At 45.4% G+C, this 23,901-nt stretch carries 20 protein-coding genes; 5 read left to right on the top strand and 15 right to left on the bottom strand.

Annotated features, from left to right (window positions below):
* The 13 genes from OH459_RS18280 to OH459_RS18220 all read right to left on the bottom strand — a co-directional run.
* The coding region (locus OH459_RS18280; protein ID WP_269987970.1) for a F0F1 ATP synthase subunit delta at positions 1-353 on the bottom strand (353 nt) is incomplete at its 3' end.
* 8 nt (positions 354-361) lie between these two features.
* Positions 362-832 (bottom strand): F0F1 ATP synthase subunit B, encoded by a 471-nt coding sequence (locus OH459_RS18275; protein ID WP_005431830.1) that lies wholly within the window; start codon positions 830-832, stop codon positions 362-364.
* Between the two features lie 43 nt (positions 833-875).
* Entirely contained in the window at positions 876-1,112 is a 237-nt protein-coding gene (gene atpE / locus OH459_RS18270) for a F0F1 ATP synthase subunit C (protein WP_004727739.1), read from the bottom strand.
* 49 nt (positions 1,113-1,161) lie between these two features.
* Positions 1,162-1,929, bottom strand: a complete 768-nt coding sequence (gene atpB / locus OH459_RS18265) for a F0F1 ATP synthase subunit A (RefSeq protein WP_005533315.1) — start codon at positions 1,927-1,929, stop codon at positions 1,162-1,164.
* Positions 1,930-2,328, bottom strand: a complete 399-nt coding sequence (locus OH459_RS18260) for an ATP synthase subunit I (RefSeq protein WP_005447171.1) — start codon at positions 2,326-2,328, stop codon at positions 1,930-1,932.
* Between the two features lie 599 nt (positions 2,329-2,927).
* The gene (locus tag OH459_RS18255) at positions 2,928-4,235 is read right to left on the bottom strand and encodes a BatD family protein (RefSeq protein ID WP_172581446.1); all 1,308 of its coding nucleotides are present in this window, start codon (positions 4,233-4,235) and stop codon (positions 2,928-2,930) included.
* Positions 4,232-5,983 (bottom strand): vWA domain-containing protein, encoded by a 1,752-nt coding sequence (locus tag OH459_RS18250; protein ID WP_269987953.1) that lies wholly within the window; start codon positions 5,981-5,983, stop codon positions 4,232-4,234. Before OH459_RS18250 ends, OH459_RS18255 begins: the two co-directional genes overlap by 4 nt.
* Complete coding sequence (locus OH459_RS18245) at positions 5,976-7,067, bottom strand: vWA domain-containing protein (protein WP_269987951.1); 1,092 nt, start codon at positions 7,065-7,067, stop codon at positions 5,976-5,978. Before OH459_RS18245 ends, OH459_RS18250 begins: the two co-directional genes overlap by 8 nt.
* On the bottom strand, positions 7,060-7,611 hold the full coding sequence (locus OH459_RS18240; protein ID WP_269987949.1) for a DUF4381 domain-containing protein: 552 nt from the start codon (positions 7,609-7,611) through the stop codon (positions 7,060-7,062). Before OH459_RS18240 ends, OH459_RS18245 begins: the two co-directional genes overlap by 8 nt.
* Positions 7,612-8,574, bottom strand: coding sequence for a DUF58 domain-containing protein (locus OH459_RS18235; RefSeq protein ID WP_029789907.1), 963 nt, complete (start codon positions 8,572-8,574; stop codon positions 7,612-7,614).
* Between the two features lie 12 nt (positions 8,575-8,586).
* Positions 8,587-9,570: an AAA family ATPase gene (locus tag OH459_RS18230; protein WP_269987947.1), complete on the bottom strand. Its 984-nt coding sequence runs from the start codon at positions 9,568-9,570 to the stop codon at positions 8,587-8,589.
* Between the two features lie 65 nt (positions 9,571-9,635).
* On the bottom strand, positions 9,636-10,952 hold the full coding sequence (locus OH459_RS18225) for an anaerobic sulfatase maturase (protein WP_269987945.1): 1,317 nt from the start codon (positions 10,950-10,952) through the stop codon (positions 9,636-9,638).
* A gap of 95 nt (positions 10,953-11,047) precedes the next feature.
* Positions 11,048-12,565 (bottom strand): arylsulfatase, encoded by a 1,518-nt coding sequence (locus tag OH459_RS18220; RefSeq protein ID WP_005447189.1) that lies wholly within the window; start codon positions 12,563-12,565, stop codon positions 11,048-11,050.
* 127 nt (positions 12,566-12,692) lie between these two features.
* Here OH459_RS18220 and OH459_RS18215 point away from each other — a divergent pair, with 127 nt between their 5' ends.
* Entirely contained in the window at positions 12,693-13,562 is an 870-nt protein-coding gene (locus tag OH459_RS18215; RefSeq protein ID WP_033001469.1) for a LysR family transcriptional regulator, read from the top strand.
* Here the strand turns inward: OH459_RS18215 and OH459_RS18210 are convergent.
* Together OH459_RS18210 and OH459_RS18205 are read right to left on the bottom strand one after the other, a co-directional pair.
* Entirely contained in the window at positions 13,549-15,855 is a 2,307-nt protein-coding gene (locus OH459_RS18210) for a multiheme c-type cytochrome (RefSeq protein ID WP_269987943.1), read from the bottom strand. The genes OH459_RS18215 and OH459_RS18210 overlap by 14 nt on opposite strands.
* 149 nt (positions 15,856-16,004) lie before the next feature.
* The gene (locus tag OH459_RS18205) at positions 16,005-17,552 is read right to left on the bottom strand and encodes an arylsulfatase (RefSeq protein ID WP_005447192.1); all 1,548 of its coding nucleotides are present in this window, start codon (positions 17,550-17,552) and stop codon (positions 16,005-16,007) included.
* A gap of 346 nt (positions 17,553-17,898) precedes the next feature.
* Here OH459_RS18205 and OH459_RS18200 point away from each other — a divergent pair, with 346 nt between their 5' ends.
* The 4 genes from OH459_RS18200 to OH459_RS18185 all read left to right on the top strand — a co-directional run bounded on the left by OH459_RS18200 (position 17,899) and on the right by OH459_RS18185 (position 23,859).
* Positions 17,899-19,464, top strand: a complete 1,566-nt coding sequence (locus tag OH459_RS18200; RefSeq protein ID WP_005447193.1) for an arylsulfatase — start codon at positions 17,899-17,901, stop codon at positions 19,462-19,464.
* Positions 19,465-19,729: 265 nt separating this feature from the next.
* Positions 19,730-20,488 (top strand): response regulator transcription factor, encoded by a 759-nt coding sequence (locus OH459_RS18195; RefSeq protein ID WP_005447194.1) that lies wholly within the window; start codon positions 19,730-19,732, stop codon positions 20,486-20,488.
* A complete protein-coding gene (locus OH459_RS18190) occupies positions 20,485-21,825 on the top strand; it encodes a sensor histidine kinase (protein WP_038898244.1) in 1,341 nt (446 codons plus the stop codon). The genes OH459_RS18195 and OH459_RS18190 overlap by 4 nt, the downstream gene beginning before the upstream one ends.
* Before the next feature lie 108 nt (positions 21,826-21,933).
* Positions 21,934-23,859, top strand: coding sequence for a TonB-dependent receptor domain-containing protein (locus tag OH459_RS18185; protein WP_269987939.1), 1,926 nt, complete (start codon positions 21,934-21,936; stop codon positions 23,857-23,859).
* The last annotated feature ends 42 nt before the right edge of the window (positions 23,860-23,901 follow it).

Raw genomic sequence — 23,901 nt, 5'->3', positions numbered from 1 at the left:
TCTGAAACACGCACTGTTACTGTCATGGTTCGTTCGTAATCCGCTTTCATCTCTTGGAACTGAACGTTTACTTCACTGAGCGCTTTTAGACGCTTGTTCTCTTCCATAATGCGAAGAAAATTCTCGAAGTTTTGATTCAACCATTCACCACCAGCATGAAGAATCAGATCCAACAATGGTTGTTCAGAACCGTCTTCATCAAGGTCATTCAAGACCAGAAGCGTGTTAGGTTGTTCCAAGACCACTTGGGTAATCGCAAACATTTGTTGCCAATCGTCCAAGCATTCTGCATCGCGTGCGTAATCAAACGCCGCTTTTGCGTAGGGTTGAGCTACCACTGTCAATTCGGACATGTGCCCTCCTACATTTCGTTGATGAAGCGGTTCACCAAGTCGCGGTTAGCCGAGCTATCCAGATTGCGATTAATCAGCTTGCTGGCACTTTCAATCACCAGATCCGCCATTTCATCTTTCAGCTCTTGGCGAACTTTGCTGCGTTCGCTTTCCACTTCTGCTTTGCCTTCTGCGACAATGCGCGCTTTCTCTTGATTTGCCAGATCAACCGCTTCCGCAACCATCTGTTCTTGACGTTGCTTACCTTGGTTGATGATAGCTTGAGCTTTTGAGCGAGCTTCTGTCAGCAGCGCTTCACCGTTCGCTTTTGCCAGTTCTAACTCTTGTGCTGCTTTTTCTGTTTGCTCAAGACCTTGGGCAATTTCAGCACGACGCTCATCAAGCAGTTTTACAAGTGGTGGCCAGACATATTTCATGCACAGCCAAACGAAAATCACGAAGGAGATCGCCTGACCAAACATTGAGGCATTTAAGTTCATAGCACCCTCTCTTCTATAACGTTATGAAAATTATTAATTCGAATTACGCTACAGCGAAGATGATGTACAAGCCGATACCAACACCGATCATTGGCACTGCGTCCACAAGACCCATCATGATGAAGAATTGAGTACGAAGCATTGGGGTCAAATCAGGTTGACGAGCCACACCTTCAAGGTATTTACCTGCAAGGTTACCGATACCTGCTGCGGCACCCGCTGCACCAAGACCGATCAGTAGTGCACCCGCCACGTAAAGAACTGCGCTAACGATATCCATAACAACTCCTAGAATTGAATTTTTTAATTAATAAACAAGATTTTTGAAATTAATGCTCTTCAACAGCCATGCCGAGATAAACCACGGTCAGTACCATAAAAATAAATGCTTGAAGAACAACAATAAGAATGTGGAACAGTGCCCAAGGAACACTTAGTGCCCATTGCATCCACCATGGCATTAATGCAATTAGAATGAAGATCATTTCACCTGCATACATATTGCCAAATAATCGAAGACCTAAAGATATTGGTTTAGAAATTAACGTCACCAATTCAAGAACTAAGTTCACTGGATATAACAACGGATGTGAAAATGGTTGAGTAGTTAACTCTTTAATAAAACCTTTCACGCCTTTGTTTTTAAACGTATAACCTAACACCAAAATAAATACGCCTAATGCCATCGACATCGTAATATTGACGTCAGCGGATGGTAAGTCACGGAAGTGTTCAACCCCTACAGCACGAGTAAGTGCAGGAATTAAATCAATCGGTAACAAATCCACGGCATTCATTAATAACACCCAAACAAATATTGTCAGTGCCAAAGGACCAATTAACTTGTCCTTCGCTTGAAATATTTCTTTTACGATATCATCGACGAACTCAAATATTATCTCGATCAAACACTGGAATCGTCCTGGTACTCCTTTCGTTCCTTTCGTCACCGCATAACGGAATGAAAGGATGAAAACGAGCCCCGTCAACCAGACCATGATCATGGAATCAAGGTTAATTCCAAACCAACCGTCGCCGGCGGTGAGAAAGGTCAAGTGGTGCTCAATATATTCATGAGCGGACTGGACAGTCTCCATTTATGCCTTCCTTTCGAAGCGGTCTCTGAACAGCGGCGTTAAGAAGTGACCAAACATCGTCACACAAAAGCCTATCAGGACCACGATGTTGCGAAGAGCCATAAATCGAAACGTCAAAACAAACATCACTATGGTGTAAATGACTTTGATATTTCGACTCAGATGCATGAGGTCACGCAAACTCTCTTCTGGTTTCACCCTAGATTTAATGGACGCGAATACCATGCCAAACAGAGATGGAAGAATCGCAATCAGTACCCCAGTGATTGCTGATTCAGCGCTTAGAGTCCCGCTTCGCATGTACTCATACGCGATGAATACCAGACCCAAAGCTGCTTGAGCAATCAGAATCCTCTTGCCTGCCACCAATATTGGGTCGTCGTGAATATTAGCTTCCATAAATCACCCTTTAAAATAATATCGAATTAAAACTTCTGATAATTAAACTTCACAAAATAAAGCTGCCTAGTGACGATGAATTATATTAAGATGAATTTAATACACAGAATTAAATTTAATCTGATAATTATTATTCACATATTTAAAAATCAAAACGGAATCACTCCGCATTTCCGTTTCCCCAGAAATATACACCGATAATTTTAATAATCTAAATCGAAAAACTTGCAAATTATCATTCCATTTTTGAAGTGTTATTTTATTTGAACAAATCAAAAATGAAATATACATTGAATAAGCCGTCTTTATCAGGGTTAAGACGAAAAGCTTGTCACATGGAAGTGACACTCCATCACGAAAGGAATTAAAGTGATTTATTGGTTATATAATCTTAAATATACTATTTTTAATATATAGCCGATTAATAAACCTGTTTAATATAAAGATAAAATAGATCAAAAGCAGAACGTCGAAGTGACAAGAATTAAATATATGTAGAATATATTATTTGGTCACGCCCATTGTAGCACGCAAAAATAACAACATGACGTTTATTAAAGGATATAAAAAAGAACGCTTTACTAGCGTCCTTTTCGTTTTTATTTCTTATTGCTTGCCTGCTTATCGAGTTGTGGCAAGGCTTTAGGTATCACCCACTTGAAGCGTTTTGGCTTCAACGCTTGTATCCCTTTCCAAAGAGCATTCATCAAGCTTGCGTCCTCCTGCCCCTCTTGTAGGCGCTGTGAACGCTTCTGCCAAACATCAGAGTCACTGGCTTTACTCATTTCAAGACCACCTGTGTTGCTTCTCAACTGCTTATACAAGCTTGCTCGAACATCACCCCATCGGTTTGCTTTCACCATTCGTCTGAACACTAACCAAGGAGGCGTAGGACGAGAACGATAATAACGGTGAATGCTCAAGACGGCGATAACGAGAACAAATAGCGTCACTGCGCAGCCAATCAACCAGCTAGAATAAGCTCGAACAAAGGATTTGAATGTATGCTTGGCTTTGAAGGTCTTACCCTCAATCACCACCGTTTCCAGCTGTTTACTCTGGCTATTCCACCATTGGAACGTATGCTCAGGCAAGGTGAACTCACCACCCTGTTGGATCACATACACGCTTTCTTCGATGCGACTCGATTGGTAATCGCCACGCGTTTGCTTATCATCTAAGCGGTTTGGTTGAGGATAGGCTTGATAGCTGGCAGTAGAATCATTGGATAACAAGTCTGGAAGCAATACTGACAAACTGTCTTGTGCATTGATCGTAATGGTGCGAGTGATTGCATCACCGACTTTCAGCTCATCGTTAGACGTTGTCCATTTCTGATCCACACTCACCTTAGTCGCAGTAAACCATTCAGACTCATCACTGAGCAATCCAGAAGGCATAGACGCTTCAAACTTAATTGGCTGCGTATAAAGCGTGCCAGCGACCTTCGAACCATCAGGCGCAGAGACTTGCACACCAACGGCGACCGGTGGAATCACAAACTGACCCGAGGCTTGCGGATACAAAGTTATTTCCCAACGCTGACGAGACCAAGTCTGTCCCCCTTTGCGCTCGGTATAGTTGGTTGCTAATTGGTTACGCTGCTTTGCAATCACGTTAGGGATTTCTACGCTGCCAATGCGTGTACCACCTGTGAACCAACGAGGAGTTGCGACTTCGATGTACAAAATCACCTGCTCATTCACACTGAACTTAGGTGCTTCCTTCCTATCGGTCCCTGCTCCCTGCTTACCAACCCATGCTAACAATTCAACATTATCGCTGCGCTGCAAGTCTTGAATGTCTTGTGCGTTCGCCAAACCAGTAAAAAACAAAGTAAACACCATCAAGATAGTGCTTAGACGCCCAACAATAGAGTCAGCGCCAAGTTTGAATACATTCATCATTGTGCTTGCTCCTCTTCTTGTTGTCGTTGCGGTTGTGGCTTCGGCTCCGTTTTCACGGGTTCACGCAGTTGAATTTGGAATTTAGCGCGCAAGAAGTACTTAGGGTCGGCCTCTACGCGTTTTAACCACTTATCCGCCAGTTCTTGGCTGCCAAGGATTTCGTTCGCATTGAGTTTCTCTTTCAGCATTAATTCAGCAGCGGTTTTTTCGTCTGCCCCATCTGCCGTTTGCGGGTTGTCACCCAGTTCAAATGACTCTTCGGGTCCATCTGTTGTCCCCGCTTGGCTTTCACTGGTGCGGTTTATCTCTTCGACAATACCACCAATGACTTTTAGGTTGTGCTCGACGTCTGGTCGCAATTGATCGCTCAAGGTGTCTTTATCTGCCAGTGTTTGCAATAAATTACGCGCTGCCAAATACTCACGTTGACGCGCCAACGCACTCGCAGCGTTGTACAAGCCATAGTCCTTTACCGCATCTGATGGATTGTTTTGCATCTCCAAGAAAGCCGTATGAGCCAGTTTGTATTCGCCTGCGTAGTAATAAGCCGTCCCTTTTCGCAACGGATCCGTAAAGTGCTTTGCTGCCTCAAGGTATTCGTTGTTGTTGAACAGGCGCTGCCCTTGTTGGTTTGGCGTGAGCCATAAATCCCACCACCATTGAGACGCTTTATCCCAGACCGTAACCTCTTGCACCACTTCGGGCTTATTCGCTTTGAGCGAGACGGTTTCCGCCATGACTTTTGGCGTCATAAACAAAGACGTTGACACCATCGCGACAACACACCATTGCACTAACCACCCTTTGCGGAACCAAAGCATCATGATGAGCGCAATTGGGAACAACAGTTGATAACCCATGTCTTTCCAAGGCATTGAGGATTCACCATTGAGTTGCATGTTTCGCTCAACAAAACGATTCAGCTTCTCTATGTCACTATTGTCTACCGTCACTTCCACAAGGCGTCCACCAGTCGCGCTGGCAAGATTATTTAACGAGTCCAAATCGACCGGGTTGTTAGAAACAATGTCTGAGTTACCCGCAGCCAAGATAAGCAATTGATAAGGCTTGTCAGCGAAGTAGTTTTTGTAAGCGGTAATAGTTGCAGGATTAACCCCATCCGTGACCAACAGAACCGTCGAACCCGGTTGGTCTTGTAATTGTCGGTCAATCAAAGGCAGCGCCGTTTCAGCAAGTTTACCTTCAACCGGCATGATTTCTGGTGTTATCGCAGCAAGAAACGGTTCGAATACTTTACTGTCCTGCGTCACAGGCATCGCAACATGAGCAGACCCCGCATACACAACTAGCCCAGTACTGCCTCCTTTTCTTGCTGCCAATAGGTCGCGGATCTTTTGCTTAGAGCGCTCCAAACGGCTTGGCGGAAGGTCTTTTTGCAACATCGAATCGTTGTTATCCAACACCACCAGCATAGAGGCTTTATCCTCGCCAAATGGAGAAGCTTGGCGCTCCCACGAAGGTCCGGCACAGATGATGATAGCAATCGCCACTATCACCATAAGTAGCTTGAGCGGCAGTTGCTTTCGCCAACCATAATCACCAATCGTTAAGGCTTTACGTAAGTGCTCTGGAAGAATGTCTTTCCAGCTAGGTTTGGCTTCTTCTCGCCACCTTAACCAAAGCAAAAGAAACATTGGGATGAACGCCAATAGCCACATTGGACGAATGAAATGGAACTGTGTGAAGAACTGTTCTAGTCCCATGCTAGAGAAAGGAGAATCAAACATGGCGCTCTCCTTTTCCGTTTTCTGCTTGCGTGGAAGCTCCACTAGTCACTGATAGTCGACGACGCTTAAATGTCGCTAACGTGAACGCGGTCAAGTACATCACAACGACTAAAGCCATTAAATAATGATGCAAGCTTTGCTTGGGGCGATACGTGGTACTTTCATAAAGCTGGGGCTCTAACTTACCAATCTCATCATAGGCTTTAGCAAGTTCGTCACGGTTGAGCGCTTCAAACGCCTCACCACCGGACTCCTTCGCAATACGTTTGATCGTATTCATATCTAGCGCAGTTTCACCCACGGTTTGTGGATCACCCATGGCAATCACGTGGATACGTACATCTTTGGCTTTTGCTACTTTCGCCGCATCAATAGGCTCAACGAAGCTTCCGGTGTCATTACCGTCCGTTAGAACAATGGCGACTTTCTCTTTGCTCTCTTCTACGTCGGTGCGTGACTGTTCGCTTTGCTCAAACACCTTAATCGCTAAACCAATTGCATCACCTAAGTGAGTGCTTTGCCCTGCCATCGCTACATCCGTTTGGTTAAGCAGCTCTAACCACACTTTTTGATCAGGGGTGAATGGAGTTTGGACAAATGCTGCGTCGCCAAACAAGATCAGACCTAAACGGTCGCCTTTGCGCGTTTTAGCAAAATCGCTCAACACTTCTTTGGCGGCATCAAGGCGAGTGATCTTTTCTCCGGTTTTGGACGTGAAGTCTTGCTCTGCCATTGAGCCAGACAAATCGACAACGACCATGACATCACGCCCTAAGCTTTCACGCACCTGTGGCTCACCAAGTACTGTCGGCTTTGCCATTGCGGTCACGACCAAAAGCCAAGAAATAATCAGCGTCGCACGCTGCCACCAGCTCGGAGTCAGTTGGCTTGCGCCTTCTGATGGCGTTTCGCCAATGGCGTCCACAAGCTGACTAAAAAACGGCACTTTGATGGCCATTTGTTTGGTGCGGTAAGCTGGAACGAGGAAATACACCACCAAAGGCAGTGGCAAGATGATGAACCAAAGCGGATGCTCAAACTCAAAACTGCTCATGCCCAGCCATGACGCAAGAAGATCACCCATGGCGACCTCCTTTTAATACACGCGCTTTGTAGGCAAGCGTGCGCTTTTCAATATTTTGAGCGTTCTCATCATGCTCTTTCACCCACTTAGTGGCGTGTTCAAGAAGTTGTAAACACTCTGTTTTTTCCAGTTCAACACTTGGGTCAACGATACTTTGCAGCCATCGCTTCGAGACTTCGTCATCAAACATTTTATGCTTAGGGTTAAGCTCATCTAACTTGCGCAGGAACGCGGTGTCAAACAAGCGAGCATGACGGCTATCGAGATGAATCAATACAATTTTCAAAATCGAGAACAGGGCTTTAGGCATACTCGCGTCATCTGGATTCAAACGAGAAATGGCTTCAATAGCTTCTTTACGGTAGCGGTTATCCCACCAATGGTGCAGCAGTCGGTAACCCAGATACATAAGTACAATCGCACCAATGACGGCAAGGATCTTCCAACCAATGGTTTGTGGTAACCAGCTTACGCTTTCTGGCACCGCAACGTCATGCAGCTCACGCAGAATATACGTGCTTGGAGGCGTGTGTAAGTCTGTCATTTATCGACCTCCAACGAGTTTTTGGAATTGAGTAATGTGGTCACCTGATGTATCGATTTCAATATGAGGCAGCTTTTTCATCGCCATTAGTTGCGCCAGTGATTGACGTTTTAACTGCGCTTTCTCAACCAAACTGGCACTGGCGGCGTCGACTTTGGCTTTGCTGTCTAAGTTGAGCTGGTAACGACCGTCACCAATCACCCATTTCACTTTTGCCAAATCTTGAGGAAGCGACTGCTCTAAAGGGTCGCTCACCATCACCGCGAGAACATCGTTGTGCTGTTGAAGCTGCTTAAGGTGATCTAGGTGGTGCTCTTCGCAATCACGCCAATCACTAATAAAAATCAATGTGGATTGTTTTAGTTTCATGCGTTTGATGAGTTCTATCCATTTACTGAACGTCACGTTATCTGCATCAATCGAGTCCACATTTAAGCGCTGGTTAACTTGAGAGAGTCGTTTCAGTTGTGCAAGCAGATCGTTTTGTGAACGCTGGGCTTTGCTGTGATATAGAGCGGAGTCAGAAGCGATAACAAATCCCACTCGATCACCGTCTTTCAATACTCGCCAACCACACATAGCCGCGACTTCAGCAGCGACCACGGATTTCATGACCTCGGTAGAGGCGAAAAACATCGCACTGCGCTGATCAACGCAAACAATCACATTGCGGTCTTTTTCTTCGGTGTAACTGCGCACATGGGGCTTGCCTGTGCGCATGGTGACTTTCCAATCTAGGTTTCGGATGTCGTCCCCTAGCTGGTAATGACGCAGCTCTTCGAAGTTCAGACCACGCCCACGGAATAATGAGTTGTGCCGCCCAGAAAGCACACTGCCCGCTTTTAAGTGAGGCAGCAGACTGAAGGATTCGGCTTGTGCTTGTAAACGCACTAAGCGAGCGTAATCACAATACAAGCGAGGATCGAGCCCTTGGGATTGAGGAGCAAGCGTTGGCTTTGCCATAGTCCCTCCTGCTTATCCGATTTCTACACAATCAAGCAGCTCTTGCACCACTCGATGGTGATCAACACCATCGGCAAGTGCATCGTAAGAAAGTGAGAATCGGTGTCCAAGTACCGATGGCACCATCGCACGTACGTCATCAGGCGTTACATAGTCACGCCCTTGTAACCATGCGTAAGCACGAGCACATTTGTCCAACGAAATTGATGCGCGAGGGCTTGAGCCGATTTCGATCCATTTTTGTAGCTGGGAATCCGCGTAGCGCTCTGGTTTACGCGTCGCCATCACAAGCGCAACGATGTAGTTCTCGACCAAATCGGAAACAGTAATATTTGGCAGTTGACGTCGCGCTTCAATCACAAGCTCTGGCTCAATGTGTTTTGGCGTCACTAATTCACTACTGGTTTCTGAACCCAGCTCTTCACTGCGCACTAAACGAATAATGTCACGCTCAGCTTCATCTTCTGGATAGTCGACGGTCACTTTCATGATAAAGCGATCCATCTGCGCTTCTGGCAATGGGTAAGTGCCCTCTTGTTCAACTGGGTTTTGCGTCGCAAGCACCATGAACAACTCTGGCAAGACGTGCGTCTTATCACCCACTGTAATCGTACCTTCTGCCATCGCTTCTAGCAGTGCAGCTTGTACTTTTGCTGGCGCACGGTTTACCTCGTCCGCCAATACGATGCTGTTAAAGATTGGACCTGGTTGGAAGTGGAGTTGAGGCTTGCCATCTAGTTCTTGGTACACTTCGGTACCTGTAACGTCTGAAGGTAACAAGTCGGGGGTAAACTGAATACGACCAAAGCTGGTATTAAGTAGATTGGCAAGCGATTTCACCGAGCGCGTTTTTGCCGTCCCCGGTAAACCCTCCAAAAGTACGTGACCATTGGTCAGTAACCCTATCACCAAAGCCTGAACCACATGGCTTTGTCCAATGACACTTTTTTCAGTTTGTTCGATTAATTCATTAATGGCTTGTTGTGCGTGGTTCATAGTCTACCTATTGAGTTTACGGGAGCCTGAGCGTTAAAAGTTGAGTATAAGACTGAAAGTAATAACTAAAGGTTATATTCGCTATATTCACTTGAGTTGTAAGACTTTATTAACGTAGATATACCAACCAAAATTGGCAGCGAATGGTCAAAGAACATTTTTATTCCTGGACACAAGTAGTTTAGACCAGCCTCACCATTCGGCGCGGTAAGTAGCCGATTTTTTGGGCATTCTCCCCAGCAATATTTCAAATACGGGCAATCGAGGCAGTATTGCGGCAAAGAAGACTTTTTCGCCATGCCAAAGCTGTATTGACGAGTTGAGATAGCAATTTCATTGAGAGAGCGGTCATGAATGTTTGCCAGTTGATATTCCGGATAAACGTAATGATCACAGCTAAACACATCCCCATTGTGTTCAATCGCTAGACCTTTGCCGCAGAACTCTGCGCTAACACATAACTGCGAAGGCATCCCCATCACTTGCGCGACGGCGGTTTCGAAAAGGTTGACCAAGACTCTGCCAAGATCGTTGTTCACCCATTCTTCAAATACAGCAATCAGAAACTCGCCCCACTCTTCTGCATCGACCGACCAATCCGTAACGACCGACATCAAATGCCCCGGCTTTGCTAATTCGCTGCCAAGTTTTGGAGACATGTTTTCTTTCCAGAAATGGGGAGCGGTTTGAGTGAAAGATCGAGGTTCAACACAAGGTGTGAATTGGATATAAGTGACACGGAGTTCTTGAGCAAGAAAGCGATACACTTCGAGCGGATATTTGGCGTTAAAGCGGTTTACTGTCACCAAAGCGTTGAATGACACATTATGACGCTTCATCAAATCAACGGCTTGCATGACGCGTTGAAAGGTCGGCTTTCCACTTCGGGTTTTACGGTATTTATCGTGGATAAACTCAGGACCATCTATCGATAGACCAACCAGAAACCCATGGTCATGCAGAAACTGACACCAAGCCTCGTTCAATAAAAGACCATTGGTTTGAAGGTCGTTTTCGATACAAACGCCGTGTTTAGCGTATTTGTTCTGCAGTTCGACAATCTTCTTAAAGTAATCCAAACCTAATAATGTTGGCTCACCACCCTGCCAAGAAAACACAATCTCGTCACCGTCTTGGCTTTCGATATAGCTCTTTATGAATGCCTCAAGTGTTGCATCATCCATTTTTGGTTGAGTGCCTTGATTGAGTAATTCATCTTTGTGCAGATAAAAACAGTACTGACAATCGATGTTGCATTTTGCTCCGCCCGGTTTCGCCATCACGTGAAAACGTCGTTCGACTTTATCACTATTAGATGCAAATGCCGTTTTGAGAGGAGTTAATGCCATTTGAGTGGTATGAATGTGAGTTTGTTTTTTCATAAAGAACGATCTCGAAAGCAGAAGAAAGTCAGCGCCCAAGTTGGGCGCTGTATTTAAGGACAATAACTAGGGTCTATCGACCTATGGACAAAACGTTATTTCGGAACAAACGAACCCGGAGCCATACGCGGCGGGTATTCTTTGAAAGTATCCATGACCTCTTTCACTTTCTCGATGGCAGGCATCATCAAAAACGAACGTTCGTACATCCAACGGTCGTAACCCATACCAGTATCGCCACGCTCAAATGGGTCGATACTCAAATCATAAATTTGTGGTACGCGGAGTTTGGTGAATGGTTTCTTCCAGATATCCAAGCCCGTTTCATTTTCTTGGATCATGAAGTGATATTTGTACTTACCGTAGCGCAGAGCCAACAAATCTCCGTCGTCGCTCCAGTAGACAAACTCGTTACGAGCAGACTTGTCCGTTTTCCCCGTTAGATATGGCAGCTGATTGTAGCCATCTAAGTGGACGTTGTAATTCATATCGCCCACTTTCTTACCCTTGAGTAGCTCCTCTTTGACGTTACTATTGCCCGCCGCAGCTACTAAGGTTGGTAGGAAATCTTCCAGAGACACAATGCCATTAAGCGTTGTGCCAGCTTGGATATGACCTGGCCATTTGATCAATGCAGGAACGCGGAAACCGCCTTCCCAGCCCGTGTTTTTCTCGCTGCGGAATGGCGTCATACCTGCGTCCGGCCATAAGTTGATCATTGGACCGTTATCTGTGGTGTAAACAATGATGGTGTTGTCGTCGACACCAAGCTCTTTAACCTTATTGAGCAAGTGACCAATCTGATCGTCATGTTGCTTCACTCCATCGGCGTAGAAGCCAGCGCCAGTTTTGCCTTTGTATTCATCAGGAACGTGCGTGAAGTTGTGCATGCGCGTGGTGTTAAACCACGTAAAGAATGGTTTGTCAGCTTTGACTTGTTTCTCTATAAACTTCTCTGCTTCATCTAAGAACTCATCATCGACTGTTTCCATACGTTTGCGGGTCAATGGACCTGTATCTTCAATCTTGCCATCCGCATAAGAATGGATCACTCCACGAGGACCGAACTTCTTCTTAAATTCAGGATCTTGTGGGTAGTCTACGTTCTCCGGCTCTTCTTCTGCATTTAAGTGGTAAAGGTTACCAAAGAACTCGTCAAAACCGTGGTTGGTTGGCAAGTGTTCGTCACGGTCACCTAGATGGTTCTTACCAAATTGACCCGTTGCGTAACCAAGGTCACGTAACAATGTCGCTATAGTTGGATCTTTCTCAGAAATCCCCTCTTTCGCTCCCGGCAAACCAACTTTAGACAAGCCAGTACGCTTTGGCATTTGTCCCGTAATGAACGCCGAACGACCTGCGGTTGAGCTTTGCTGAGCGTAGAAGTTCGTAAACTTAGCGCCATCTCTAGCAATACTATCAATGTTTGGAGTGCTGTAAGCCAGCATACCGCCGTTGTAAGCACTTAAGTTCCAGTAACCGACGTCATCACCAAAGATAACGAGAATGTTGGGTTGTTCTGCTGAATAAGCGGTCGCTGATGCCGCTCCAATCGCAAGAGTGCAAGCGTTTAATACCAACTTCTTGCCGCGTTTTTTATCGTGGTTTGCCATAAAAGAGCTCCATAAATCCGTTGCTGCTAATCTTGGGGAGAAATCAGATGCCAAGATTTGATTAAGATAAAACTTGTAATTTGACGGATAAATAGAGTTCAGATACGTTAATACATAAATTCAGTTTATGGATAAGAAGATGGACTTAAACTTGATTCAGACTTTTTTGGTTGTCGCTGAGTACCAGTCATACACCAAAGCAGCAGACCATTTAGGAGTTACACAGCCTGCTGTTAGCGCCTCAATAAAGCGACTAGAGCAAGTAGTAGGCAAGCAGCTGTTTGTGAAACAAGGCCGTGGTATTGCACCAACCTCGACTGCCTATCAATTGATGCCGCAGTTTCGCCAAGCCGTAAGTATTGTCGACAACGCCATTTCTGAACGTACCTCTTTTCAAGTTTGCTGCTCCGAAACCTTGCTCCATAGCTTAAATCCAATTGAGAACGTGGTATTCCACGAATCTCCACCGGAAAAATACTTACTTTTTGAACAGATTCGCCAACAGAAAATGGACTTGGTGATTGATACTATCATCACTAAGGACTCCTCATTCGTGATAGAAACGGCTTACGACGAGCCCGCCATGGTGATCTGTCGCCAAAGCCACCCTAGGATTCAAGGTTCGCTCAGCAAAGAAGCCTTCTATCATGAGAATCACTGCATGTTTTCAGGAAAATGGAATAACACGTCCGGTTTTGAACAGTTGGCAAAAGAGCCGATTCAGGAGCGAAATGTCGAGATCGTGACGTCATCATTAGCAGGTATGGCAATGTATGTAGCACAACGTGATTGCCTCGGTGTCGTGTCACGCTCGTTTGCGATGAAATGGAGTAAAGCACTTAAATTACAAGTGCTTGATTGTCCAATAGAAATAGAGCGTATTCCTTATAAATTTGTCTACCATAAGCGCGACGAGCACAACCCTGCCCATCAACGCTTAAGAGAACAAATTCAACATCAGTTGGAGTCTACCAATCCAGCACCTATTGATTTATAGAAGCTCTCAAGCGTTGAACAACCTCCGCTGGAGCCACTTCTGCAATCTGCTTAACACATTGTTCAAAAGCAAAAGCTACGGCCCCTTGTTTATAGTTGCGCGCTAACACTTCACACTCGGCGTACAAATGCTGCGGATTTCCACCCACTTGGTAGGCTGTGCTCAGTGCTTTGCTTGCCGCGAGTATGTCACTCTTCTCTAACGCCAAGCCATACACATACCAATACTGCGGGTTGTGTTCTGCCGTTTCAGCCGCTTGTTTCAAATATTGGTTTGCCTTAACGCCATCTCCAACACGAAGCCATGCCAAACCAGCGCTGTAAGGCAAAGCACTCGATTTAGGTTGCGCTTCAATCCCTGCCATCAAGGTTTCTAATGCTTTTCTGTCGTTACCTTGTGTACGGTACAAATCTGCTAAGTTGGCGTAGCTGTTCTCAAAGTAAGGCTCTATTTCAATGGCTTTTTGATAAGACGCAATGGCTTTACCTGTTTCTCCAAGAGCTCGATAGACATTTGCTAGGTTGGTTCGTCCAAAGCCTCGATCTGCATTGAAACGCTGGATTGCCATATAGTCTTCCAGTGGTTGTCTGATCTTGTCGCGTTGCAGCGGATTCATTTCTGGATAATGACGAACCAAAGCAGCCGCGGCTTCAGCGCGAACGGACAATACTGGGTCAGTTAGTAATGGTTCGAGAATTTGCCAACGATCGCTAAATTCATAACCAGAAGAACCAGCAACGGCACCCAAACGGATCATATCGCTTTCATGTTTTACTGCCCTCGCTAATGAAACCAAAGTGTTCTGTCCAGCATTGCCACCCATACGTTCTAGAGCAGACGCACGAATAATATCGCTTAACGATGCGTCTTGAGCCGAATATGCTAATGCATCTGGCGCACCACGATGACCAATAGAATCCGCGTAAAATGCGACCGCGAAGTGTTGTTGATTTCGGTATTTTGAATTCGGGAACCATTCGCCTATTTTCGTATCTGCCCATTGATTGGTTTCGTCTTCATGACAAGACGTACAAACGTTTGGCGTATTAATATGCATACTCAAATCTGGGCGCGGCACATGCCAACTGTGGTCACGACGCGGGTCAACTTGCATGTAAGTCGTTTCTGGCATGTGGCAAGTTGTGCATTGGGATGCCTCAGTATTTGCCTCATGGAAAGTGTGATTTTCCGGCATGTAGTCAGACGCAATATGGCACTGAGCACAAACCGCTTCTTCTGGGATCTTCAACTCTGCGGTATGCGGATCATGGCAGTTAGTGCAAGTAACGCCTTTTTCTGCCATGGCAGATTGCAAAAATGAACCGTAGACGTAATCTTCGTCATAGATTTGACCATCGTGATAATAGAGCTCTGGTGTGATTAAGCTAAGACGATATTTATCTAGGAACGAACCTTTTACGTGATCTTCAGTTTCGTTGAGCTGCGTACGACGACTATGGCACTGCGCGCACGTTTGAACTTGGTGCGTCATCGCTATTTCTTTTGGCTGGAGCGTACTGTGCCCTTCTTCGTAGACCCATTCTTTTACAGCCAGACCTAAATCTCGATCAAAACCATAGTGATTCGCTGAGACGATGGTATTTCCAGATTTTTCCGCTTGTTTGGCAAGCTCTACATGTTCGCTGGCAGGACCATGGCACGCTTCACAACCCACATTGATCTCAGACCACGTGGTTGAATACGTATTAGTTTTGGCGTCGTAGTTCTTTTCTAGATTCGTTGAGTGGCAATCGGCACACATGAAGTTCCAATTTTGCCCCGTATTCGTCCAGTAGAATTCATCTTTTGGCGTGGTATCTGGATATAGGTGAAACCAGCGCTGACCACCTTGTTGCTTGGTTCTCGAATCCCAAGCAAAAGGAATGAGTTGGACTCGCCCATCTTCAAACTCCACCATGTATTGTTGAAGCGGTTCCCATGCAAAGGTGTAGCTAATTTTGTAGTCGTGCCACTCTCCGTCTGGACCTTGGATATTGACCCAATACTCGTCCCCTTTTCGATAAAAACGGTTTGGCTTTCCTTCGAATGTAAACGTGTGCTCGTTAAAGTCACCCAATACGGACTGTGCATCAGCATGCCTCATCGCCATATCATGATGAGATCCTTGCCACGCTTTGGTTTCTTTTTGGTGACAATCTACGCAAGCTTCACTGCCTACGTAAGTTAGCGTTGATGATTCGGTTGATTGCGGTGTTTCCTGCGCAAACAGAGAAAAACTGACGAGCGCTGCAAGACCAATTAAGGTCTGCTTCCAACTTGCCCACTGAGTCATAACTGTCCTTGTGTGATTCTTTTTATTCTCTGATCAAAGATAGAAGTGTTTTTTCTTTTTAGACAAGCAATTACATAGGTTTTAAGAAAAACTCAAACAAGGCGCAAAAAAAGAGGCTCCGAAGAGCCCCACATTTGGTTGCAATCAATCTATTTATTGTGACTTTCTTGCAGTTTCTCCATCACCTGATCAAGTGAGAAGCTCGCAGCTTTCTGCCTTGGAGGGAATTCTTGGAATGTTTCTAAGAACTTGCCCACATAAGCCTGTGCAGGAACAAGCATATACGCATGGTCGATCAACCAATCGTAATACGTGTTCGACGTAATATCTGCGACTTCGTATGGGTCCATGCGTAGATTGAAGATCTTAGGCACACGCAATGGTGTAAACGGTTCAGCCCAAATTTGCAACGTACCTTTCGCGCGCTGCTCTAGGAATACAATCTTCCAGTTGCGGAAACGCAGTGAGCTCAAATCACCATCGTCTGTAAAGTAGAAGATTTCTTCACGTGGTCCTTTGTCCTCTTTACCAGTTAGGTAAGGCAGGAAGTTGTAACCATCAAGATGGTTTTTGAACGTCTTATCTCCTGCTTTATAGCCTTTCAGGAGTTTCTCTTTGATTTGATCATCGCCTGCAGCCGCTAGGAATGTTGGCATCCAGTCCATATGATGCATGATCTCGTTAGACACGCTTCCCGGCTCAATTTTACCCGGCCAACGAACCATAGCGGGAACGCGGAATGCGCCTTCCCAGTTAGTGTTTTTCTCACCACGGAATGGCGTTGTACCTGCATCTGGCCAGGAGTTCATGTGTGGACCGTTATCAGTGGAGTAAAATACGATGGTGTTATCTTGAATGCCAAGATCATCCACTTTCTTCAATAGCTGACCAACATGGTTATCGTGCTCAACCATGCCGTCGGCATAAAAACTGATGCCAGTTTTGCCCAAGTTGTCTTCTTTGACGTGAGTGCGGAAATGCATGCGTGTGGCATTCCACCAAACGAAGAACGGTTTGTCGGCTTTCACCGCCCGATCCATAAAATCAAGTGCCGCATCTAGCGTTTCTTCATCTACGGTTTCCATTCGCTTACGAGTGAGCGGCCCCGTATCTTCAATTTTGCCATCAGCAAAGGATTTAATGACACCACGAGGACCAAATTTCTTACGGAATTCTGGGTCTTTCGGGTAATCAACATTTTCCGGTTCTTCCTCGGCGTTCAAGTGATAAAGGTTGCCAAAAAATTCGTCGAAGCCATGATTGGTTGGAAGATGTTCGTCTTTATCGCCTAAGTGGTTTTTACCAAATTGCCCCGTCATATAACCTAAAGGTTTAAGCATTTCTGCAATCGTTGCATCTTCTGCTTGCAAGCCTAGGTCAGCCCCCGGAAGACCAACTTTACTCAAGCCGGTTCGCAGCACTGTTTGACCCGTAATAAAGGTGGAGCGACCCGCGGTACATGATTGTTCGCCATAGTAGTCGGTGAACATCATACCTTCTTTTGCGATTCTATCGATGTTTGGGGTTTTGTAGCCCATGAGGCCGAACGTATAGGCGCTGATATTCGACTGACCAATATCATCACCCCAGATAACCAGAATGTTCGGTTTTTCTGCTGCGATACTGCTACTTGTCGCGCCGATAAAAGCAGCGGCAAGAATCGCTAATCGGCGTTTAACGCCATAATTCGCTGTCATATAAACCTCTGTCTGTATTAGAAAAGTGCATCCTGCACACAAACGTATAGCTCACAAAACAGACTAATGCGAATCTAATAGCATAATTAAAGTTAAGTTAAAACTAAGGTCTTATAAGCTCTAAACCAAAGGGGAATTAACGTGACCCAAGTCTCGCTTCAGTTTTCCATACAAAAGGTAAGGTTTGAATATTAAACTAAGAAAACAAAGAGTTACGCGTCTGCATAACTTATGGTTATAAACACTATAAAGCGACATTCTTCAATTGCATCATTAACTTAATAGCCAACGAAGCGTAGGCGGTCCCTAAGCTTCTCTTCCAACTTTCAACCAATTTGGAGTTTTTATGGCTAACCAAATGAGCAAGCTGGCTGTCGGTCTCGGCGTACTGGCAACCTCAAGCGCAGCAGTGGCGGCAGACAAACCGAATATCCTAGCGATTTTTGGTGATGATGTTGGTTACTGGAACATCAGTGCATACAACCAAGGTATGATGGGTTACGAAACCCCGAATATCGACCGTATCGCAAACGAAGGTGCACTATTTACTGATCACTACGGTCAGCAATCTTGTACTGCAGGCCGTGCAGCATTCATCACAGGCCAAGAACCGTTCCGTACTGGCTTGCTTACAATTGGTATGCCAGGCTCAACTCACGGTATCCCTGATTGGGCACCGACCATTGCAGACTTGTTAAAAGAGCAAGGCTACATGACGGCTCAGTTCGGTAAGAACCACTTGGGTGACCAAGACCAACACTTGCCAACTAACCATGGTTTCGACGAGTTCTTTGGTAACCTTTACCACCTAAACGCTGAAGAAGAGCCAGAAACATATTACTACCCGAAAGACCCTGAATTCCGTAAAAACTACGGCCCTCGCGGTGTAATCAAGTCATTTGCTGACGGTAAGATCGAAGACACAGGTCCTATGACGCGTAAGCGTATGGAACATGCCGATGAAGAATTCCTAGAAACGTCATTGGCGTTCATGGAAAAAGCCGTAAAAGCGGACAAGCCTTTCTTCATCTGGCATAACACAACACGCATGCACGTATGGACTCGCCTTCAAGAGAAATACCAAGGTAAATCTGGCATCAGTATCTACGCCGACGGCATGTTAGAGCATGATGATCAAGTGGGTATTCTACTGGACAAATTGGATGAGCTAGGTGTCGCAGACAACACCATCGTTATCTACTCAACCGATAACGGTGCAGAGACTGTATCGTGGCCTGACGGTGGTGCAACACCATTCCACGGTGAAAAAGGCACGACATGGGAAGGCGGTATGCGTGTTCCTCAGCTCGTTCGTTGGCCTGGCGTAATCGAACCAGGTACTAAGATCAACGAAATGATGGCGCACCAAGACTGGTTACCAACACTGATGGCAGCAGCAGGCGTTCCTGACGTGAAAGAGAAACTGGCTAAAGGCTACAAAGCAAATGGCAAAGACTGGCGCGTACATATTGATGGCTACAACTTCATGCCTTACTTCCAAGGTAAAGAAGAGAAAGGTCCGCGTGAATCACTACTGTACTTCACAGCAAACGGTGAGCTAAACGCAGTTCGCTGGAACGATTGGAAACTGCATTTCGCAACACTAGAAGGTAACATTACGGACGCGGTACGCTTCGCACCAAACTGGCCGAAGATCATCCACCTACGTGCTGACCCATTCGAGAAAGCGCCTCACGAGTCTGGTATGTACTTGCGCTGGATGGCTGACAACATGTGGTTGTTTGTACCTATCCAAGACGTGCTAGGTGAGTTCTTCAAGACACTACCGGATTACCCAATGCAGCAAGGTCAAATGATGAACCCTGCATCAATTAGCTACCAATCTCTTGGTCTACAAGGGAAAATGAAACAGCTAGAACAACTTCAGCAAGAAGTTAAGAAAATGAAATAGTTTCTTTTGCTACTACCGAAAAAACCCGCCAGCCTGGTGGGTTTTCTTTTTTCACTTTTATCCGTTGGTCGCTTGTTCTTTAATAATTGACCGCCCTATATCACACGTTCGCATCACCTCCCTCTCAGATAACGAAACTTCTAATTAGGTCGCACTTTGACGCTCTATTACTAATAACTGATAGCTTTCTCATTCAGCACATTGATTTTCACCAGTTGATTTTTGATAATAGTTCGCATTATCAAGTAATGAGTAATGCATCAACATGTTCAGTCCAACGTCAGCCACTAGCACTTCTCATCAAAACTGGTCTTCTAGTGCTCCCTCAACTGCTCCTTCTATTTTGTTAGTTGAAGATGATCCCGACCTCAACCTTCAACTCACAGAACTACTCAAAGAGCAAGGTTACAACGTGAGTTCTATGTACAGTGGTGACGATGGAGTAAGCGCATTTCATCAACAAACGTTCGACTTGGTGATTTTAGATGTGAACCTACCTAACCTTGATGGATTTGAAGTGCTCAATGTGATTCGATCTCAGTCGCAAACCCCGGTTGTCATGCTCACCGCTTACGGTGCGGAAGAATATCGGATTCAAGGTCTTAAATGTGGTGCTGATGATTACATTACTAAACCCTGTAACTTCACCGAGGTTAGCTTACGTGTTGAAGCGATACTGCGCCGAACCCAACTGATTCAACAACCTAACTCTGCCACAAAACTCAGTGATAGAGAGCTTCTTCTCAGTAAGCAGACGCATTCCGTTACGCTTCATCACCGCCCAGAAATGGAACCTGTTCAACTCACACCGATTCAGTTCAAGTTACTTTGGACTTTAATCGAACATCGCGGTGAAGTGTTAAGTAAACCCTTTCTCTATCAGACCGTTCTAGAGCGTCAGTTCAGTCAATACGACCGTGCTCTTGATATGCACTTAAGCCGAGTACGCAAGCGCCTCATCGCAGAGGGAATGTCTAACGACCGCATCCAAACCGTTCATGGCAAGGGATACATTTTTAAATGAAAAAAATGCTGTTTTGGCGGCTATTTATCGTCTTATCCCTTGGAGTGGTGATCTTTTTCTCTTTGATTCATAGTGCTGCCATCCTCTCTAACGAGAAAATGAGCTATTTAAAGAAGTCTCATCGTCAACAAATTTTAGATTGGGGCAATACCGCACAAACCTTCATTGACCAACAAGATTGGCACGGACTTGATGTTTGGCTGGAAGAGCTTGCTATCAAAGAATCAACTTGGGCAACCGTGTTGCAATCCCATCTTGACGTGAAAGGAGGGAACCCGCTCAACCAACGTTTTTGGCAAGGTTATGGAATTGGTCGAAGTGTAGAGTGGAAGATTCACCTCGATTTCCCAGACAACCCAATTATGGAAGTCCCACTCTCTCCATTCGGATACCACTTTTTGATTCTGCTACCAGATCGAATGCGACCGGGAACCTACATGTCTCACGCGTTTTGGTTGTTTCGCTTTGTGATTCCCTTTCTTTCTCTACTAGCACTGACTGTGTATTTGTACCGTTATGTCATGCGCCCCTTGCAGCAGTTTCATCGTGCCAGTCAAGCTTTCAGTCAGGGCGATTACTCTGCCCGTATTGGGCATACCATGAAACTAGGCAACGACGAGATTAGCCAAGTCGCTCGTACTTTCGACAAAATGGCGGAACGAACGTCAGATGTGATTCAGCACAACCGCAACCTTATTGCGGACATGTCACATGAGATACGTACCCCACTCGCTCGAATTGAGATGGCAATTGACTGCGTAGATAAAAATATCGAACGCGAGCAAATGCTAGAACGAATCAAAAGCGATACTCAAAAAATGCGAGCGACCGCCGAAGACACACTGACCCTTGCGTGGATTGAAAATGAGCAACCAAACTTAAGAACCGAGTCGTTTGATCTCGCCGAGCTAATTGAAATCATCGTAGAAGATGCGCGTTTTGAATACCCGGATAAACAGGTTTCATTGCTGCAAGATCATTCTCTTCCTCTACAGGACTCGAACCAAATGGCACTCAGCCAATCTTTGGAGAACATCATTCGTAACGGTCTGCGATACACACAAACAAAAGAAACGTTAGACATTCGTGTTCTCACCAAATCCAATCATTATCAAATCTTGATTACTGATTCAGGTCCGGGTATCGACCCTAGTCTGTATCGACAAATCTTCAAACCCTTCTTTAAAGCAAATAACCAAGTCACATCCCGAAAAGGCTTTGGTGTAGGTCTTGCGCTCGCCAAGCGCCACATCGAAGCAGTAGGCGGCAAGATCACCGCTTACAACGCAGAACCAAAGGGATTGACGATGGATATTTCATTACCTAAACGACGCTAACTCCAGCTCACTGCAAGGATTGTAACAGTTGTAAAAGTCGTTTACTCAGAGTGGAAGAATAACCAAAATCTCACTCGATAATAATTCTCATTAACAATGGAGGTTACGGTGTCTGCTTCAACCGTATTTAAGCTAAGCCCACTTACCATCGCGCTTTTGGTTGCATCACAAGCGACATACGCCAAGGATGACATCGAAATTGTCGAAGTTACTGGGCACACGCCTGAAGGCGTCGATATCACAATCGATTCCGATCAGCTCGCTAAATCCCAAGCACAAGACTTGAACGACATTTTCCGTAAAGATGCAGAAGTTAGCGTCGGTGGCTCTTCTGGCGTTTCTCAAAAGGTCTATGTCCGTGGTCTGGAAGATACCATGTTGAATGTATCTATCGACGGTGCGGAGCAATCCGGTAACCTATTCCACCATCAAGGTCGACTCTCTATTGAACCTGAACTTCTCAAGCAAGTTGATGTGAGTGCTGGTACAGGTCGTGCAACAGACGGACCAGGTGCACTCGGTGGCGCGATTAAGTTCACCACTAAAGATGCACACGATCTCCTTGCCGCAGGTGAAACCTATGGTGCGATGCTAAAAGGCGGTTATTACACCAATAATGAGGGTTACAAGGTTTCAGCAAGTTTATACGGAGAAGTCGCTGATCAGCTTGGTCTTCTGGCTTCATTTGGTTACGTCGACGGCGATAACATCGAAGGCGGTAAAGGTCAGGAACAACCCTACACAGCGTTAGAGCAACAAATTGCGCTTCTAAAGCTTTCTGGTCAGTTGAATGACGAACATTACTTATCTATCAGTTACGATTACCGCAATGATGATGGTCGACGTTTAAATCGCCCTCACTTCCAGCCAAGCTTTAAAAATGCGCCTCTCGATCAAGAAACCGATCGTTCTACTTTTACTCTGAATCACAAATACACAGCAAGCGAATTGTTTAATTTAGACACCACGCTCTACTACACCGATAGTCGCTTAGTTCATAAAGATCACCCCCGCTGGGGCACCAGTGATGGTTCGATCCAGACTACTGGTATAAAGATATTCAACACGAGTAAATTGACTGACCACACTTTGGTCTATGGCTTGGATTACAAGAAAGACAAATCGGAATTTGAAACCAACTACGATGGTAAAAAGGATGATGAAGAAAAAGGCACAGTCTATGGTCTGTTTGTCCAAGATGATTGGATGTTAACAGAAACCATCATTCTAACCGCTGGTGCTCGTTACGATTGGTACGAGTTAACCGATAACAAGGACCAAAACTTCGACTCAAACGGTTTTAGCCCTAACGTAGGTATTAATTACAATGCGTTGGAAGGCTTGAACCTATTTGCTAGTTATGCGGAAGCGTTCCGTGGTCAACAAATCAAAGAACTGTTTGTTATCGATTACCGCGAAAATGACCCAAATCGTAAACCTGAAGAAGCACGCAACTTAGAGCTAGGGGCAAATTACCAATACGATGATTTCTTTGCTGGCGTCACTTTCTTCGATAGCACAATCAAAGACGTGGTAACAAACCAAGGCGCGGTTTACACCAACGTGGGCGATTTAGATAACCAAGGTGTTACCGCTTACTTAGGCTATGCAATTGCTGATGTATCAGCTCGATTGAGTTACAACCAATCCCGTCCAGAGCTAAACGGCACACCGCTTTCTGATGAAGATTCCACATTGGGAACATCGATTGGTGATACTTGGGTACTTGATCTTATCTACCAACCAATGGAAACCCTTGAGTTTGGTTGGAATGCACGATTTGTTGAACGCTTGACCGATGTAGCGGATCCAACCGTCCATCCAGAAAAGCCAGGCTATGGTGTGCATGACGTTTACGCATACTGGATGCCATTAGCTGATGAAGAACTTTCCTTAACCCTATCGGTGAAGAACGTCTTTGATAAGTACTACTTCGACCATGCCTCATACATGGCATACATCGGAAGCCCAGTAGCACAAGGGTATGCGAGCCCTGGTCGAGACTTCCGATTTAACGTCACTTACGCGTTCTAGGTTCGAGTGAGTACATTGCCATTGACCTAACGATAACAACTC

Origin of the sequence: Vibrio sp. MM46 (assembly GCF_027587135.1) — a bacterium.
In the GTDB taxonomy this organism is placed as follows: domain Bacteria; phylum Pseudomonadota; class Gammaproteobacteria; order Enterobacterales; family Vibrionaceae; genus Vibrio; species Vibrio harveyi.
The sequence above is the reverse complement of the archived record's forward strand: the minus strand, read 5'-3'. Positions and strand labels throughout refer to the sequence as shown.

Excerpts from the sequence above, each read along its gene's own strand:
- OH459_RS18235 (WP_029789907.1), bottom strand. The coding sequence starts at position 8,574 with ATGGCAAAGCCAACGCTTGCTCCTCAATCCCAAGGGCTCGATCCTCGC.
- OH459_RS18230 (WP_269987947.1), bottom strand. The coding sequence starts at position 9,570 with ATGAACCACGCACAACAAGCCATTAATGAATTAATCGAACAAACTGAA.
- OH459_RS18275 (WP_005431830.1), bottom strand. The coding sequence starts at position 832 with ATGAACTTAAATGCCTCAATGTTTGGTCAGGCGATCTCCTTCGTGATT.
- OH459_RS18210 (WP_269987943.1), bottom strand. The coding sequence starts at position 15,855 with ATGACTCAGTGGGCAAGTTGGAAGCAGACCTTAATTGGTCTTGCAGCG.
- OH459_RS18250 (WP_269987953.1), bottom strand. The coding sequence starts at position 5,983 with ATGTTTGATTCTCCTTTCTCTAGCATGGGACTAGAACAGTTCTTCACA.
- OH459_RS18255 (WP_172581446.1), bottom strand. The coding sequence starts at position 4,235 with ATGATGAATGTATTCAAACTTGGCGCTGACTCTATTGTTGGGCGTCTA.
- OH459_RS18200 (WP_005447193.1), top strand. The coding sequence starts at position 17,899 with ATGGCTAACCAAATGAGCAAGCTGGCTGTCGGTCTCGGCGTACTGGCA.
- OH459_RS18225 (WP_269987945.1), bottom strand. The coding sequence starts at position 10,952 with ATGAAAAAACAAACTCACATTCATACCACTCAAATGGCATTAACTCCT.
- OH459_RS18195 (WP_005447194.1), top strand. The coding sequence starts at position 19,730 with ATGTTCAGTCCAACGTCAGCCACTAGCACTTCTCATCAAAACTGGTCT.
- OH459_RS18240 (WP_269987949.1), bottom strand. The coding sequence starts at position 7,611 with ATGACAGACTTACACACGCCTCCAAGCACGTATATTCTGCGTGAGCTG.
- atpB (WP_005533315.1), bottom strand. The coding sequence starts at position 1,929 with ATGGAGACTGTCCAGTCCGCTCATGAATATATTGAGCACCACTTGACC.
- OH459_RS18220 (WP_005447189.1), bottom strand. The coding sequence starts at position 12,565 with ATGGCAAACCACGATAAAAAACGCGGCAAGAAGTTGGTATTAAACGCT.
- OH459_RS18215 (WP_033001469.1), top strand. The coding sequence starts at position 12,693 with ATGGATAAGAAGATGGACTTAAACTTGATTCAGACTTTTTTGGTTGTC.
- atpE (WP_004727739.1), bottom strand. The coding sequence starts at position 1,112 with ATGGATATCGTTAGCGCAGTTCTTTACGTGGCGGGTGCACTACTGATC.
- OH459_RS18205 (WP_005447192.1), bottom strand. The coding sequence starts at position 17,552 with ATGACAGCGAATTATGGCGTTAAACGCCGATTAGCGATTCTTGCCGCT.
- OH459_RS18260 (WP_005447171.1), bottom strand. The coding sequence starts at position 2,328 with ATGGAAGCTAATATTCACGACGACCCAATATTGGTGGCAGGCAAGAGG.
- OH459_RS18190 (WP_038898244.1), top strand. The coding sequence starts at position 20,485 with ATGAAAAAAATGCTGTTTTGGCGGCTATTTATCGTCTTATCCCTTGGA.
- OH459_RS18245 (WP_269987951.1), bottom strand. The coding sequence starts at position 7,067 with ATGGGTGATCTTCTTGCGTCATGGCTGGGCATGAGCAGTTTTGAGTTT.